Source organism: Actinospica durhamensis (assembly GCF_018139695.1).
Lineage (GTDB): Bacteria > Actinomycetota > Actinomycetes > Streptomycetales > Catenulisporaceae > Actinospica > Actinospica durhamensis.
Genome location: NZ_JAGSOG010000215.1, coordinates 1 through 15,535, shown reverse-complemented (window position 1 = coordinate 15,535; position 15,535 = coordinate 1). Strand labels below are relative to the sequence as shown.

The 15,535-nt window shown below is 72.2% G+C and carries 12 protein-coding genes and 1 riboswitch; of the genes, 6 read left to right on the top strand and 6 right to left on the bottom strand.

The features are described 5' to 3' along the window. Positions 1 to 342 precede the first annotated feature (342 nt). The 3 genes from KDL01_RS30215 to nirB are packed head-to-tail and all read right to left on the bottom strand — an operon-like array spanning position 343 to position 4,687. The gene (locus KDL01_RS30215) at positions 343 to 1,674 is read right to left on the bottom strand and encodes a nitrate/nitrite transporter (RefSeq protein WP_212532063.1); all 1,332 of its coding nucleotides are present in this window, start codon (positions 1,672 to 1,674) and stop codon (positions 343 to 345) included. Continuing rightward, positions 1,671 to 2,138 carry a nitrite reductase small subunit NirD gene (locus KDL01_RS30210; protein WP_212532062.1) on the bottom strand — a complete coding sequence of 156 codons (468 nt, stop codon included), beginning with the start codon at positions 2,136 to 2,138 and terminating at the stop codon, positions 1,671 to 1,673. Before KDL01_RS30210 ends, KDL01_RS30215 begins: the two co-directional genes overlap by 4 nt. After that, positions 2,135 to 4,687, bottom strand: a complete 2,553-nt coding sequence (nirB, locus tag KDL01_RS30205) for a nitrite reductase large subunit NirB (RefSeq protein WP_212532061.1) — start codon at positions 4,685 to 4,687, stop codon at positions 2,135 to 2,137. Before nirB ends, KDL01_RS30210 begins: the two co-directional genes overlap by 4 nt. A gap of 243 nt (positions 4,688 to 4,930) precedes the next feature. Here nirB and KDL01_RS30200 point away from each other — a divergent pair, with 243 nt between their 5' ends. The 5 genes from KDL01_RS30200 to KDL01_RS30180 all read left to right on the top strand — a co-directional run bounded on the left by KDL01_RS30200 (position 4,931) and on the right by KDL01_RS30180 (position 11,601). After that, positions 4,931 to 6,166 (top strand): uroporphyrinogen-III synthase, encoded by a 1,236-nt coding sequence (locus KDL01_RS30200; RefSeq protein ID WP_212532060.1) that lies wholly within the window; start codon positions 4,931 to 4,933, stop codon positions 6,164 to 6,166. A gap of 211 nt (positions 6,167 to 6,377) precedes the next feature. Then, a complete protein-coding gene (locus tag KDL01_RS30195) occupies positions 6,378 to 8,048 on the top strand; it encodes an APC family permease (RefSeq protein WP_212532059.1) in 1,671 nt (556 codons plus the stop codon). A 133-nt stretch (positions 8,049 to 8,181) separates the two neighbouring features. Continuing rightward, the gene (locus tag KDL01_RS30190; RefSeq protein ID WP_212532058.1) at positions 8,182 to 9,561 is read left to right on the top strand and encodes a helix-turn-helix domain-containing protein; all 1,380 of its coding nucleotides are present in this window, start codon (positions 8,182 to 8,184) and stop codon (positions 9,559 to 9,561) included. 72 nt (positions 9,562 to 9,633) lie between these two features. Then, on the top strand, positions 9,634 to 11,157 hold the full coding sequence (gene exaC, locus KDL01_RS30185) for an acetaldehyde dehydrogenase ExaC (protein ID WP_212532057.1): 1,524 nt from the start codon (positions 9,634 to 9,636) through the stop codon (positions 11,155 to 11,157). Positions 11,158 to 11,208: 51 nt separating this feature from the next. After that, a complete protein-coding gene (locus KDL01_RS30180) occupies positions 11,209 to 11,601 on the top strand; it encodes a DUF779 domain-containing protein (protein WP_212532056.1) in 393 nt (130 codons plus the stop codon). Between the two features lie 64 nt (positions 11,602 to 11,665). Here KDL01_RS30180 and KDL01_RS30175 read toward each other — a convergent pair whose 3' ends face one another. The 3 genes from KDL01_RS30175 to KDL01_RS30165 form a co-directional block, all read right to left on the bottom strand. After that, entirely contained in the window at positions 11,666 to 12,454 is a 789-nt protein-coding gene (locus KDL01_RS30175) for a DUF2785 domain-containing protein (RefSeq protein WP_212532055.1), read from the bottom strand. 19 nt (positions 12,455 to 12,473) lie between these two features. Beyond that, complete coding sequence (locus tag KDL01_RS30170) at positions 12,474 to 13,079, bottom strand: O-methyltransferase (protein ID WP_212532054.1); 606 nt, start codon at positions 13,077 to 13,079, stop codon at positions 12,474 to 12,476. Between the two features lie 80 nt (positions 13,080 to 13,159). Further along, positions 13,160 to 14,059 carry a LysM peptidoglycan-binding domain-containing protein gene (locus KDL01_RS30165; RefSeq protein ID WP_212532053.1) on the bottom strand — a complete coding sequence of 300 codons (900 nt, stop codon included), beginning with the start codon at positions 14,057 to 14,059 and terminating at the stop codon, positions 13,160 to 13,162. Positions 14,060 to 14,064: 5 nt separating this feature from the next. Further along, a riboswitch (cyclic di-AMP (ydaO/yuaA leader) is annotated at positions 14,065 to 14,220 on the bottom strand. Positions 14,221 to 14,590: 370 nt separating this feature from the next. On the opposite strand from KDL01_RS30165, the gene KDL01_RS30160 reads away from it, so the two are divergent. Further along, positions 14,591 to 15,460 carry an alpha/beta fold hydrolase gene (locus KDL01_RS30160; RefSeq protein WP_212532052.1) on the top strand — a complete coding sequence of 290 codons (870 nt, stop codon included), beginning with the start codon at positions 14,591 to 14,593 and terminating at the stop codon, positions 15,458 to 15,460. Positions 15,461 to 15,535 lie beyond the last annotated feature (75 nt).

Here is a 15,535-nt window from a genome sequence, read left to right as displayed (position 1 = left end):
GGCACCACCCGAGTGAGCACCCCCAACGCAACCCGATCCGACAACCGCCCCACGGACGACGACTTCACCTGACCCGGCCTCGGCACACCCACCTAACGACCAAACAAAGCCAAAGTCACTGGTATTGGGACTAGATGGTTGATTCGGGGGTATGCCGGGGCGAAACGGCCGATCGGCGGCGCCCGGCCGCACGCCGGGCCCGTCCACAGGCGACCAAGCATGAGGACGGGCCCGGCGCACGCCCGGACTTGCCGCTGAGCCGTTTTGCCCAGCCCCGAGACTCCACGCGTCTCCACACGTTCCAGCGTGCCCGGGTTACCGGCCTACCCCCGAATCAACCATCTAGGCCGAGACCGCGACCGGCTCCGGCTGCGCCGCCGGGGCCTCGGCGCGCTGGTAGACCAGCCGCGTCACCCCGCCGCAGACGAGGTAGCAGGCGATGAAGGCCACGTACGCGCCGGTGGCGGAGTGGTAGGTCAGGAAGGACTCGCGAAAGGCCAGGTTCACCAGGACGCCGCCGAACGCGCCGACCGCTCCGGCGATCGCGATCAGGGCGCCGGACAGGGCCTGGTCGTGCGCCGCGTCGCCGGTGCGGCCCTTGAAGATGCCGGGGATGAGCTTGTAGACCGAGCCGTTGCCGACGCCGCTGAGGGCGAACAGCCACACGAATCCGGCCACGAATCCGGCCAGCGAGTGCGCGCGGGAGGACTCCCAGACGGTCGCGGCGCCCAGGGCCATGGCGGTGAAGCTCCACACCGAGACCCGGGCCCCGCCCCAGCGGTCGGCCATCCGGCCGCCCAGGGGGCGGGCGAAGGAGCCGATCAGCGGGCCGAGGAAGGTGAGGTCCGCGGCCTTGACCGGGGTGGTGAACTGCCCGGCGAACTGGATCTGGAGCACCTGGCCGAAGGCGAAGCTGAACCCGATGAAGGACCCGAAGGTGCCGATGTAGAGCAGCGAGACGATCCAGGTGTGCGGCTCCCGGCAGGCCTCGCGCACGGCCCGGTACCGGGTCGTCGGGCGCGGCAGATTGTCCATCCACAGCGCCGCCCCGGCCGCGCCGAGCACGATCAGCGGCAGGTAGATCGCGGCCAGCATGCGAGGGTGCCCGGCCCCGGCCCAGGAGAGCACGGCCAGGCCGAGCAGCTGCACCACGGCCACGCCGAGGTTTCCGCCGCCCGCGTTCAGGCCCAGCGCCCAGCCCTTGCGGTGCTGCGGATAGAAGGAGTTGATGTTCGTCATCGAGGACGCGAAGTTGCCGCCGCCGACGCCCGCGAGCGCGGCCAGCAGTACGAGCGTGCCGTAGCTCACGCCGGGCTTGACCACGATCGCCGCGGCGGCGCACGGGATGAGCAGCAGCAGGGCGCTGATCACCGTCCAGGTGCGGCCGCCGAAGCGCACCACCAGGATGCTGTAGGGCACCCGCAGGCAGGAGCCGACCAGCGTGGGCACGGCGGTGAGCAGGAACTTCCCGGCCGCGTCCACGTGGTAGGCCGGGCCGAGGAAGAGCACGAGCACCGACCACAGCGACCAGACTGAGAAGCCCACGTGCTCGGTCAGGATCGAGTAGGCCAGGTTGCGCCGGGCCACCCGGGCCCCGCCGTTGTACCAGAAGCTCGGATCCTCGGGGCGCCAGTCCGGCAAGGGCGCGCGCGACGAGGTGTGCAGTGGGTTCACGGAGTTCCTCCTGCGGCGTTCGGGGAGTCGGTCTCGGGAGCGGAGCGGAGATACACGACGCCGTTGTCGCAGTACACGGAGAAGGTGGGCAGGGTGAACGGCTCGGGTCCGGCCGGGCCGTCCACGCACCGGCCGGTGGCCAGGTCGTAGACGTGCTTGAGCATCGGCGAGGCGACCGTGGCCGCGCCCTCGCGCGAGCCGGTGAGTCCGCGCGAGATCACGTACGCGCCGGTGGCCGGGTCCAGGTTGCCGACGGCGAACAGCCGCCCGTCCAGGGTGCGGAAGACGGCCGCCTGGGAGCGGTCCGGCATCAGTACGGCCACCCCGCGCCCGGGGGTGAGCGTGTCGTACTTGCACACCCGCACCGGCCGGGCGCCGCCCGAACCCGAACCGGCTCCCGAACCCGAACTCGAATCCGAACCACCGGGTGCGTCCGTCCGCACGGAGTCCATCTCGATCGTCATCGCGCACCCACCAGGTCCTCGGCTCGTCCGATGGTCAACAGGGGTTTGATCTGGTCACGCTCGGCGGTGAACTCGATCGAGGGATCGGCGTCCTGCGGAGCGTTCACGAAGGAGACGAAGCGGCTGAGCGTCTCCGGGTCGCCGAGCGCGGCGCGCCACTCGTCGGTGTAGTGGGCCACGTGTGCGGCCATCAGCCCGTCGAGCTCCTCGCCGAGGCCGAGGCTGTCCTCGAGCACGACCGCCTTGATGTGATCGAGGCCGCCCTCGATCCGCTCGATCCAGGTCGCGGTGCGCTCGAGCCGGTCGGCCGTGCGGATGTAGAACATCAGGAACCGGTCGATCGCCCGGATCAGCTCGACCTCGGTCAGGTCCTTGGCGAACAGGTCGGCGTGCCGGGGGCGGAAACCGCCGTTGCCGCCGACGTAGAGGTTCCAGCCGTTCTCGGTGGCGATCACGCCGATGTCCTTGCCCTGCGCCTCGGCGCACTCGCGGGCGCAGCCGGAGACGGCCGCCTTGATCTTGTGCGGGGAGCGCAGGCCGCGGTAGCGCAGCTCCAGGTCGATCGCCATCTTCAGGGAGTCCTGCACCCCGTACCGGCACCAGCTCGAGCCCACGCAGGACTTCACCGTGCGCACGGCCTTGCCGTAGGCGTGCCCTGACTCGAAGCCCGCGTCCACCAGCCGCTTCCAGATCGCCGGAAGCTGCTCCACCCGGGCGCCGAGCAGGTCGATCCGCTGGCCGCCGGTGATCTTGGTGTAGAGCCCGAAGTCGCGGGCCACCTCGCCGATCACGATCAGCTTCTCCGGGGTGATCTCGCCGCCCGGGATGCGCGGGACGACCGAGTAGGAGCCGTTGCGCTGCAGGTTGCCGAGGAAGTGGTCGTTGGTGTCCTGCAGCGCCGCCTGCTCGCCGTCGAGGATGTGGGTGGGGCCGAAGAGCCGGCCGGAGAGCGAGGCCAGGATGGAGGCCACGGCCGGCTTGCAGATCTCGCAGCCCTCCCGACCGGCCGCCGCGACCCCGTGTTCGGCGACCAGCTGGGCGAAGGTGGTGATGCCGCGCACCAGCACGATCTCGTACAGATCGGCCCGGGACTGGGTGAAGTGCGGGCACAGCGCCGTGGACTGCTCCACTCCGGCCGCGTCCAGGATCTTGCCCAGCATCGGGACGCAGGAGCCGCAGCCGGTACCGGCCCTGGTGCAGGACTTGAGCGCGGAGACGGTGGCGCAGCCCTCGCCCGTGATCGCGTGCAGCAGTTCGCCCTTGCTGACGTTGTGGCAGCTGCAGATCGTGGCCGAGTCCGGCAGCGAGCCGACGCCGAGCGCCGCGGCGCCCTCGCCGTCCGCGGCGGGCAGCAGCAGCTGGATCGGGGCGGTGGGCAGCGCGACGCCGCTGCCGACCATCGGCTTGAGCACGTCGTAGGACGCGGCGTCGCCGACCAGGATGCCGCCGAGCAGTTCGCCCTGCTCGGTCACCACCAGCTTCTTGTACAGGCCCTGCGACTCGTCCGCGTACAGGGTGGTGCGGGCGCCCTTGGTGACGCCGAACGCGTCGCCGAAGGAGGCCACGTCCACGCCCAGCAGCTTGAGCTTGGTGGACAGGTCCGCGCCGAGGAAGGGCCTGGGCTCGCGGTCCAGGATGTGCCGTACCGCAGTCTCGGCCTGGGCGTAGCCGGGGGCGACCAGGCCGTAGACCCGGCCGTCCACCGCCTGCGCGCACTCGCCGACGGCGTAGACGTGCGGGTCGGAGGTGCGGCAGTGCTCGTCGATCCGGATGCCGCCGCGCTCGCCGAGCTCGAGCCCGTGCTCACGCCCGAGCGTGTCCCAGGGGCGCACGCCCGCGGCGAACACGACCAGGTCGGTCCGCAGCTCGCGCTGCTCCTCACCGGCGGCCAGCAGCATCACCGCGGCCGTGCCGTCCTCGCCGGCGTGCACCGCCTCGGTGCGGGTGCCGGTGTGCACCGCCACGCCGAGCTCCTCGATCCGCTGACGCAGCGCCAGACCGCCCGCGTCGTCCACCTGAAGCGGCATCAGCCGGGGGGAGAACTCGATGACGTGGGTGGTCAGGCCCAGCGAGCTGAGCGCGCCGGCGGCCTCCAGACCCAGCAGTCCGCCGCCCACCACCGCGCCGACGGTCTCACCCGCGGCCCGCTCCGCCGCGTACGCCTTGATCGCGTCCACGTCCTCGACCGTGCGGTAGACGAAGCAGCCGGCCAGCTCGTGCCCGGGCACCGGCGGGACGAACGGGCGCGAGCCGGTGGCCAGGATCAGCACGTCGTAGGGGTGTATCGCGCCGGAGGCCGTGGTGACGGTGCGCGCCTGCCGGTCCAGGGACGCCGCCTCGTCGCCGAGGTGCACGCTGACCCCGGGAGGGTCCTGATAACTCAGGTCCGACTCGGTGGCGCCGCCGAACAGCGAGGTCAGGTGGACCCGGTCGTAGGCCGGGCGGGCCTCCTTGGCCAGCACGACGACCTCGGTACTCGGCCCGAGCTGGGCGAGCAGTTCGGCGCACCGGTGCCCGACCATGCCGTACCCGACGATGAGGACTCTCATGGGTGCTTTCCCTTCACAGGTGCGGTGAGCGGGTCGAGTGGACGGCGCCGCACGGCGCGGGCGTCGTTCGCCTCAGGCCCACGGCTCGAGCGTGCGCGAGCCGGATGACACGACGTGGTCGCCGCGGTTTCGCCGGGGGAGCGGCTTGCCGGAATCCCGGACGCCTACGGATGGCAGCGGGTGCTTACCGCGGCGTAGCGGGCAGGCAACCTCCCGGAAACAGTGATCAAGGAGATTGCGGCCATGACCCGCGTCGTCCGTGTACTCGCCGAGCAGCCGCTGCTCGGGCTCACGGTCGCGGTCACCGCCGACCGGCGCCGGGAGGATCTCACGGCCCTGCTGCGCCGGCGCGGCGCACGCGTGGTCGAGGCGCCCACGCTGCGGCTGGTCCCGCTCGAGGACGACGCCGAGCTGCGCGCGGCCACCGGCGAGTGCCTGCGCGAGCCGCTGGACTACGTGGTGGCCACCACCGGGCGCGGCTGGCGCGGCTGGATCTCCGCGGCCGAGGGCTGGGGCTGGGCCGAGGAACTCGACCGGGTGCTGCACGCGACGGTCGTGGTCTCGCGCGGACCCAAGGCCACCGGTGCGGTGCGCGCGAGCGGCCTGCGCGAGGGCTACTCGGCCCCCTCCGAACTGTGCAGCGAGGTGCGGGACTATCTGGTCGGGCAGGGTGTCGCGGGCAAGCGGATCGCGGTGCAGCAGTACGGCACCACCGACCCGGGCGCAGATTGCGACCTCGCGCTCGAACTGCGCGCGGCCGGCGCGCACGTGGTCGCGGTACCGGTGTACCGCTGGGTCGAGCCGGAGGACCGCGCCGCGGTGGACCGGCTGATCGAGTCGATCGTGGCCCGCGAGGTGCACGCCGTGGCCTTCACCTCGGCGCCCGGCGTCAGTGCCCTGCTGGAGGCGGCCGCCGCGCGCGACAGCGTGTTCGGCCGGGACCGGGTGCTGGCCGCGCTGCGCGAGCAGGTCGCGGCCGCGTGCGTCGGCCCGGTGTGCGCGCGCCCGCTGCTCGAGCGGGAGATCCCGGTCATCCAGCCCGACCGCGCCCGCCTCGGCGCGCTGGCCGCCCAGATCTGCCGGGAGCTGCCCGAGCGGGTACGCCGGGAGATCCTGGTGGAGCACGGCAGAACACTGATCATCCAGGGCAACGCGGTGCTGGTGCAGGGCGCGAACGAGCCGGACGCCGAGCACCCCGACCCGGATCCGGTGCTGCTGCCCCCGCTGCTCGCGGCCGTGCTGGGCGCACTCGCGCAGCGCCCCGGCTGGGTGCTCTCCCGGGCCGAGCTGCTGCGCCGGGTCTGGCATCCGCGCCCGCTCACCGGCACCGCCGCGGTGCTCAGCCCGGGCCCGCAGCGCGACCAGCACCTGGTCGAATCCACGATAGCCCGGCTGCGCGGCGCCCTCGGCGAGCACGGCGACCTCATCCGCACGGTCACCAAGCGCGGCTACCGGCTGGCCGCCGAGCCCACCGCCTGACCCGCCGTCAGCCCGCTGCTCCGCGGCGCCCGAGACCCGCCGCGGCGCCCGAGCCCCACCGCGAGACGCGCCGCGAGACCGGCCGCGAGACCCGCCGCGACTCGCCCGGCGTGGCAACTGGAAAATCGCCGCACTCTCCGTAGAGTGGGACCAATCCCTCGCTCCGCAGGCCCAGCGCGCCGATTCGCGGCGCCCGTCTCCTGGAGTGCACATGACGGATTCCCTCACCTCGGGCAGTACCGGCAGCCCCGCGCCGTCCGGCATCGCGCTCAAACGCGAGATCGGCCTGATCGGCCTGACCTGGTCGTCGATGGGTTCGATCATCGGGTCCGGCTGGCTGTTCGGCGCCCTGTTCGCGGCGCAGGCGGCCGGCACCGCGGCGCTGCTGTCCTGGGGCATCGGCGTCACCGCGATCGTCATCCTGGCCTTCGTGCACGCCGAACTCGGCGGCGCCTACCCGGTGGCCGGGGGCACCGGCCGGTTCCCGCACTACGCGTACGGCTCGGTGGCCGGGGCGTCCTTCGGCTGGTTCTCCTACCTGCAGGCGGTCACCGTCGCGCCGATCGAGGTCTACGCCGCGATCAGCTACGCCTCGGTGCACCTGGGCTGGCTGCAGCACTCCGACGGCACCCTCACCTGGCAGGGCCTGTTGATCGCGATCGGCCTGATGGCGCTGTTCACCGTGGTCAACTTCCTCGGCGTGCGCCGGCTGGCGAACACCAACTCGGCCGCGACCTGGTGGAAGATCGCCATCCCGACCCTGGTGATCATCGTGTTCGCCGCCACCCACTTCCACGGCTCGAACTTCGGCGTGGACGGATTCGCCCCGACCGGGGCCGAGGGCGTGCTCTCCGCGGTCTCCACCGGCGGCATCATGTTCGCGCTGCTCGGCTTCGAGCAGGCCGACCAGCTCGCCGGCGAGAGCCGCAACCCGCAGCACGACATCCCGCGCGCCGTGCTCGGCTCCGTGCTGCTCGGCGCGGTGATCTACATCATGCTCCAGGTCGTGTTCATCGCCGCGCTGCCGCACACCGCGTTCGCGCACGGCTGGGCGAACCTCTCCTTCCCGGGCGACGCCGGGCCCTTCGCCGGCCTGGCCACCCTGCTCGGCCTCGGCTGGCTGGGTACGATCCTTTACATCGACGCCATCGTCTCGCCCTCGGGCACCGGCCTGATCTACACCACCGCCTCCTCGCGGGTGTCCTACGGCCTGTCCCGCAACGGCTACGTGCCGAACCTGTTCGAGAAGACGAACGAGCGCCGGGTGCCCTGGTTCGGCCTGCTGGTCGCCTTCCTGATCGGCTGCATCGCGTTCCTGCCGTTCCCCACCTGGAAGTCGCTGGTCGGCTTCATCACCTCAGCCAGCGTGCTGATGTACGCGGGCGCCCCGCTCGCCTTCGGCGCCCTGCGGCTGCAGGACCGCGAGCGCTACCGCCCGTTCCGCCTGGCCGCGGGCGACTTCTGGGCGCCGGTCGCGTTCGTCGTCTCCGGGCTGATCATCTACTGGTCCGGCTGGGACACGCTGCAGAAGCTCGGCTACGCGATCGTCCTCGGCTACGCCATCATCGGCGCGAACTTCCTGTTCAAGCTCAACCCGCACCTGCCGCACCCGGACTGGCGCGCGGCCCAGTGGCTGCCGGTCTACCTGATCGGCATGGGGGTGCTCTCGTGGCAGGGCCGGTACTGCTCGAAGGGGCCGGCCACGACCACCTCGTGCGGCGCCACCGACGCCGTGCCCGAGTGGTGGGACCTGGGCATCATCGCCGTGTTCAGCCTGGTGATCTACTACTGGGCGCTGGCGGTGCGGCTGCCGGACGCCGAGGCGCACGAGTACATCGGCGATGTCAACGCCCAGATCGGCGCCACCGCCGAGGCCGCGTAGGCCTGACGCCGCGCGTGCCCACAGCAGGGGTGAATACGGCGCGCGCCCGGTGACTGACGCCGGGTGAGCCCGTATATTCCTCCTCAGCGACCTGCCCCGGGCGGGGCGGCCGGCGGAGGTGACGCGGCGGACGATGAGCGGCGATTGGCTGGCCGAGGCCGGCGACCCCGTGGCCAGCGCGCGCGAGATCGCCAGGGCCAGGGACGCGTTCCTGGCCGGTGAGCCGGGCGCGCCCGCCTGCGGCGGGATCAGGGACGTGGTGGCCAGATCCTGGGAGCGCTCCGCCCGCGCCCGGGTCGACCCGGACAAGGACCCGCCGGTCACCCTCGCCGGAGCCGATCTCGACGACTACCGCCGGGCCCACCCGCTGGCCGCGGTGATCGGCCTGCTGCGCGAACTCGTCGGCGCGGTGGCCCAGGACGGCAGGCATCTGATGGCGGTCTCGGACGCGTCCGGGCGGCTGCTGTGGGTGGAGGGGCACACCGCGGAGCTGCACCGGGCCGAGGCGATGAACTTCGTCGAGGGCGCCGTCTGGGACGAGTCGCACGCCGGCACCAACGCGCCCGGCACCGCGCTCGTGCTCGACCACGCCGTGCAGATCTTCTCCGCCGAGCACTTCCTGTCCACCGTGTCGGCCTGGACCTGCGCGGCCGCGCCGATCCACGACCCGGCCACCGGCCGGATCCTGGGCATCGTGGACGTCACCGGCGGCGACATCGTCGCCCACCCGCACAGCCTGGCCCTGGTCAGCGCGGCCGCGCGGGCCGTCGAAGCCCAGCTCGGCGCGGTCCGTCCGGGCGCCCCGGCAGCGCTCTGGCTCCCGCCCGGCCCGCGCCGCCCGGCGCCGCCGTACCTGCACGCGCTCGGCCGCGACCACGCCCTGGTCACGGCCCCCGAGCGCGGGTACGCCACCGGATCCGCGTTCGCGGCAGAGCCCGAACTCACGCCGGAGCCCGCGGCCGAGGAGACCCGGCTCAACCGCCGCAGCAGTGAACTGATGGTTATTCTCGCCCTGCATCCCGAGGGCCTGACCGCGGATCAGCTCGCCTCCGCCCTCTACGACGACGGCGCCGCCGAGGCCACCGTGCGCGTCGAGGTCAACCGGCTGCGCCACGCCCTGACCGGCGGCCTGGTGCGCTCGCGCCCCTACCGCCTCGGCACCGGCTTGGCCGCCGACTTCCTCGAGGTGGCCCGGGCGCTGCGGGAGAAGGACGCCGCCGCTGCGCTCGCCGCGTACGCGGGTCCGCTGCTGCCGCGCTCCGAGGCCCCGGCCGTGGTCGCCGAACGCCACTGGATCGACGCCCACGTGCGCACGGCCGTGCTCGACTCCGGCGACCCCGACCTGATCGAGGACTGGCTCGGCCGCTTCGGCGGCGAGGACCTCGACGCCTGGACCCGGCTGGCCCGGCTGCTGCCGCCCGGCGCGCGCCGGGCCGACGCGCTGGCCGAGGCCCGCCGGCTGGATACGGCGGCGGATCCGTGGCGCGCGCTGCGTGACGCAACGTTCGGGTAACGTCCGCCGGTCTAGGTTCACCGGCATGGCCGTCCGACGAGGGGCGGCCGGACCCACCCCGTGGAGGTCCGCATGGCCCGCTTCGCGGCGCCGGGTACACCCGACGCGCTGATGAGCTACCAGAACCGTTACGACCACTGGATCGGCGGGGAGTACCGTCCGCCGGCCGGCGGCAAGTACTTCGAGAACCCCACCCCGGTCACCGGGCAGACCTTCTGCGAGATCGCCCGCGGCACCGCCGAGGACGTCGAGCGCGCCCTCGACGCCGCGCACCGCGCCGCCCCCGCCTGGGGCCGTACCTCCCCGGCCGCCAGGGCCGAGATCCTCAACAAGATCGCGGACCGGATGGAGGGCTCGCTGACCGAGCTCGCGGTGGCCGAGTCCTGGGAGAACGGCAAGCCGATCCGGGAGACGCTGGCCGCCGACATCCCGCTGGCGATCGACCACCTGCGCTACTTCGCCGGCGCCGTGCGCGCCCAGGAGGGCAGCCTGGCCGAGCTGGACGAGGACACCGTCGCCTACCACTTCCACGAGCCGCTCGGCGTGGTGGCGCAGATCATCCCGTGGAACTTCCCGATCCTGATGGCGATCTGGAAGCTCGCCCCGGCCCTGGCCGCCGGCAACGCGATCGTGCTCAAGCCGGCCGAGCAGACCCCTGCCTCGGTGCACTACCTGATGAGCCTGGTCGCCGACCTGCTCCCGCCGGGCGTGCTCAACATCGTCAACGGCTTCGGCGTCGAGGCGGGCAAGCCGCTGGCCTCGAGCCCGCGGGTGGCCAAGGTCGCCTTCACCGGCGAGACCACCACCGGCCGGCTGATCATGCAGTACGCCAGCGAGAACATCAAGCCCGTGACGCTGGAGCTGGGCGGCAAGAGCCCGAACATCTTCTTCGACGACGTCTCGCGCGAGCGCGACGACTTCTACGACAAGGCGCTCGAGGGCTTCACCATGTTCGCCCTCAACCAGGGCGAGGTGTGCACCTGCCCCAGCCGGGCCCTGATCCAGCGCGGCCACTACGACGAGTTCCTCGCCGCCGCGCTCGAGCGCACCGGGCGGATCGTGCAGGGCCACCCGCTCGACACCGCCACCATGCTCGGCGCCCAGGCCTCCAACGACCAGCTGGAGAAGATCCTGTCCTACCTGGACATCGGCCAGGCCGAGGGCGCGAAGGTGCTGCTGGGCGGTGAGCGGGTGGACCTCGGCGGCGAACTGTCCGGCGGCTACTACGTGCAGCCGACCATCTTCGAGGGCTCCAACCACATGCGGATCTTCCAGGAGGAGATCTTCGGCCCGGTGGTCTCGGTGGCGCCGTTCGACGACTTCGACGACGCGATCCGGATCGCCAACGACACCCTCTACGGCCTCGGCGCGGGCGTGTGGACCAGGGACGCGGCCCAGGCCTACCGGGCCGGGCGGGCGATCCAGGCCGGCCGGGTGTGGACCAACTGCTACCACCTCTACCCGGCGCACGCCGCGTTCGGCGGCTACAAGGGCTCGGGCATCGGCCGGGAGAACCACAAGATGATGCTCGACCACTATCAGCAGACGAAGAACCTGCTGGTCAGCTACAGCCCGAAGGCCATGGGCTTCTTCTAGGCCGGCCCGCGGCACACACCGACGACGCGCAGCATCCGAAGGGCGGAGGGAATGACGACGCCAGACGCGCCCGCGGTCTCCCGGGTCGCGGTCACCGACGCGGCGGCCGCGCTCATGCGCGCGCTCTACCAGGCCCACGGGCCGCTCATGTTCCACCAGTCAGGAGGCTGCTGTGACGGCAGCTCCCCGATGTGCTACCTGGAGGGCGAGTTCCGTACCGGCGCCTCCGACGTCCTGCTCGCCCGCCTCGAGGTCCCCGGGGTCGCGCAGCCGGTGTCGTTCTGGATGGGCGCCGACCAGTTCGAGCGATGGCGCCACACCCACCTGACCGTGGACGTGGTGCCCGGCCGGGGCAGCGGCTTCTCGCTCGAGGCGCCGGAGGGAGTCAGGTTCCTGATCAGATCCAGGCTGCTGACCGACGCGGAGGAGGCGGCGCTCGCGTAGACGACGTCGGCGGGGCCGAGGTGTGCGTGCACACGGCCCCGCCGACGTCGCCTGCCCGCGTCCGTCAGCCGACCATCGGGAAGGTCATGCCCAGCACCCGCGCGAGTTCCTCCTTGACCGCGTCGCGGTGCCGCACCGGCACGACCTCCTCCCGCCCCCGCACGCGCACGCCCCGGTCCGCGCAGAGGTAGAGCATCCGCAGGGTGCGCATGGTGTTGGTGGCGAAGGGCGGCACCGGACCGGGCTCGCCCCGCTCGAACTCCTCCGCGATCAAGCCGAGCCAGGCCACTGATTCCTCGGCGCCGAGCTCCTCGCGGGTGAGCGTCAGCGCGAGCGCGTAGGCCAGCCGGTCGTCCTCCTGGTCGCGCAGCACGTACCCGGTCGGCGCGAGCAGGCGGGCCGCGGCCAGGCGCAGCATCCGTTCCGGCGCGACCGCAGGGTGGCGGCCGAAGGCGCCGAGCAGGTCGGCGCCGTGCGCGAAGGCGTGCAGCCAGCCGAGTTCGGGGTCGTGTCCGCGCAGGTCCTGCTCGGCCGGATACCAGGCCTCGAACGCCTCGAGCCAGCCCGCGCGCCACGTCCCGCGCCGGACCAGGCCGGCCAGGATCAGCGGCGGAAATGAGCGCTCGTATATCTCCGGCGCGGTCAGCCGCGCGGCCATCGTGTCGCCGAGCCGGACGCGGGCGTCCTCGTCCAGATCGTCGAGCAGCAGGGAGATCGCCGTCGCGGCCAGTTCGTCGCGGATCTGCGGATCGGGGGAGCGGAGCAGCTCGACGAGTTCGGCGAGCGCGTCCGCGGCGGTCAGGCCCGCGGGCAGCCGCATCCCGTCCGCGATCAGTGCGGTCCAGTCGATCACGTCGTGCAGGGTAACGGCTTCAGCCGACGTATGTCGCCAGCAGGGTCGACCACTCCGGCGTCACCCGTACCTGCGTGGCGCGCAGCTGTGGATGTTCCATCCAGTACATCCGGGCACTGTCTATCTCGTCGCCGAAGCGCGGGGGCCAGCCGGTGAGCGGACCGAAGTCGTCCATGACCAGCAGGCCGCCGGGATTGAGCCACCTGGCCGGGTCGATCGGGTCGTCGCCTGGCTTCTTGCCCTGGCCGCCGCCGTCGAGCACGAGCAGGTCGAAGGGCCCGAAGTCCAGCAGCCGCGGCGCCTCGCCCCGCACGACCCGTACGTTGTCGTGGCCGCGGAAGACCCGTGCGGCGCGGTCGGCCAGGCCGGGGTCGCGCTCGATGCTCACCAGGCGCGCGTCCGGGTGCGCCCCGGCGGCCAGCCAGGCCAGGCCGACGCCGCAGCCGGTGCCGGTCTCGCCGATCCGCCCGGCTCCGACGCCGCGGGCCAGCACCCGCAGCAGTTCGCCGTGCTCCGGCAGGCAGCTGAGCTCGAAGCCGGTGTCCCGGGCCAGCCGTACCGCCGCGGCGACCGGGGCGGGCAGCTCCTCGAGCTCGGCGTACGCGCGGGTTCCGGAGATCGTCACAGAACCCTACGATACGCGGCCGAGCCCCGCGCGTCCGGTGGACGCACGGGGCTCGACGTGATCACAGTGGTCGGGCCGGATCAGTATCCGTACCAGCAGGAGCCGCCGCAGCGGGCCGCCACGACGTTGTCCAGACCGCCGTAGGTGGCCTGGGCGTAGATGACCGCGGCGATGATGTTGTCGACCGGGTTCCAGATGTCGTTGTAGCCGGAGAGCGCGTAGGCGTCGAAGGTCGGCTGGATGACCTGCATCAGGCCGATCGACGGGGTGCCGGCGGCGGCGTTGGAGTCCCAGCCGTTCTCCGCGTTCGGGTCGCCGCTCGACTCGTTCATCGCGGTCTCGTAGATCGCGTTGTACGACACCGAGTAGCCGTTGGCGCTCAGGATCGAGATCGCCTGGTTGATCCAGCCGTCGAGGTCGTCGGCGTAGCCGGAGGAGGACGAGTCCGAGGACGAGCTGGACGAGCTGGAGGAGTCGGAGCTCGAGGAGCTGCTCGAAGAGCTGCTGGAGGAGCTCGTGGAGGAGGCCGAGCTGCTGGAGGAGTCGCTGCTCGAGGAGCCGGAGATGCTGGTGCCCGAGGGCAGCGCGATCTGCCAGCCGATCTCGATCAGGTTCGGGTCGGTCAGGGATCCGCCGTCGGACTGGGCCTTGTCCTTGTTGAGCTTGTAGATCGTCGGGTAGTCGTCCCCGTTGCCCAGGGCCCGCTGGGCGATGCCGAACAGGGTGTCGCCGGCGACGACGGTGTAGGTGTTGTCGCTGGTGGAGTCGGAGACCGCGATGGCGTGCGCGGCCTGACGGGTGGCGACGGCGGCGGCGGCCTTGACGGCGGCAGCCTGCGGAGCGGTGGCGGCGGCCGGGCTACCGGCGGCGGCCGAGGCGATACCGGGCAGAGCGGCCGTACCGAAGGTGGCCGCACACAGCGTGAGCGCGCGGGCCCGATTCCGGACGAGCGAAAGCTTGGGCTTGCGGTGCGATGACATTCGTGCTCTTTCCTCTTCGCCCGCCTACCGGGTTAGCTGACGGGTTCGGGCGTAAGAGGTCGCCCTACCGCGCCTGAGCGGCACGGATTCACCCCATGGGGATTGGGTCCCCGGCTCCGCGAGGTTCGGGAGAACCGGTGCGGATTCGGCGGTTGCGCTGCCGGTCGCGAATTTACGCAACTGGACGGCAGCGACTGAATGGAACCTTAGGGGGAAAGCGCCCGAGATCGCGAGCCTAGGCAGTAACTGCTTAATAACAATGCGGTCTGTGACGGGAAGGCCCGTAAAGGGTGATCTGGCCGAAGTGGGTCGCGGTGTCCCATATGGCACTGCGCGTCATCGTGCCTTCATGAGAAAGTGACGAATAAGTCATGGTATTCACCAGCAAATCGGTCCTTAACGGACGCGCTCATCGCATTCTCAAGCCGTTCAGCGTCCTCTTACCGCCGGGCCCGGTCTGCCGTATCGTCAGATCCGCGCAGACCCGGCGGCAGGCGATTCCGGCACGATTCGGCAGTGAGGGATGCTCCCATGTCCGACACACCCCGTGAGAACGCCGTGACGCAGGGTTGGCAGGGGCGCACCGTCACCGTCAGCGGACTCACCTTCGACCTCGCCGAACAGGGCGCGCCGCACGGCCGCCCGGTGCTGTTGCTGCACGGCTTCCCGCAGACGCACCGCGCCTACGACGCCCTGGCCGCGCTGCTCGCCTCGACCCGGGCCGGCCTGCGCCTGCTCGCCCCCGACCAGCGCGGCTACTCTCCCGGAGCGCGACCGGCCGACGCCGGAGCGTACACGCTGCCCGAGCTCGCCGGAGACGTCGTGGGCATCCTCGACGTGCTCCACCTCGGCGCCGTCGACGTGGTCGGCCACGACTGGGGCGCGCTGGTCGGCTGGTTCCTCGCCGCGCACTATCCCGACCGCGTGCGCACTCTCACCGCGGTCTCGGTCCCGCACCCGGCCGCCCTCGCCGAGGCCCTGGCCGCGAGCCCGGAGCAGCGGCGCATGTCCTCCTACGTGTCCCTGTTCCGCGACCCCGCGAAGGCGGCGCGGGTGCTGCTCGAGGACGACGCACGGCGCCTGCGCGCGCTCTACCGTCCGCTCGACGAGCGCGCCGCCGCCCCGCACCTCGCCGCCCTCGGCGAGCCCGAGGCACTCACCGCGGCGCTGAACTGGTATCAGGCCACGAAGTTCGGCGAGGGCACGCACACCCCGCCGGTGGACGTCCCGGTCACCTACGTGTGGTCCACCGCGGACGCGGCGGTCTCCCGCGCCGCCGCCGAGCGCTGCGCCCTGCACGTGGCCGGCCCGTACCGCTTCGTCGAGCTCGAGGGCGTGAGCCACTGGATCCCGGACGAGGCCCCCGGGGCCCTCGCCGCCGCGCTGCCCTTCCCGACCTGAGAGGATCGCGGGGTCCGTCCGCCGCTGCCGCCGTCCTCGCGCCCGACCCCGGGAGATCCACGCGCATGTCCGACC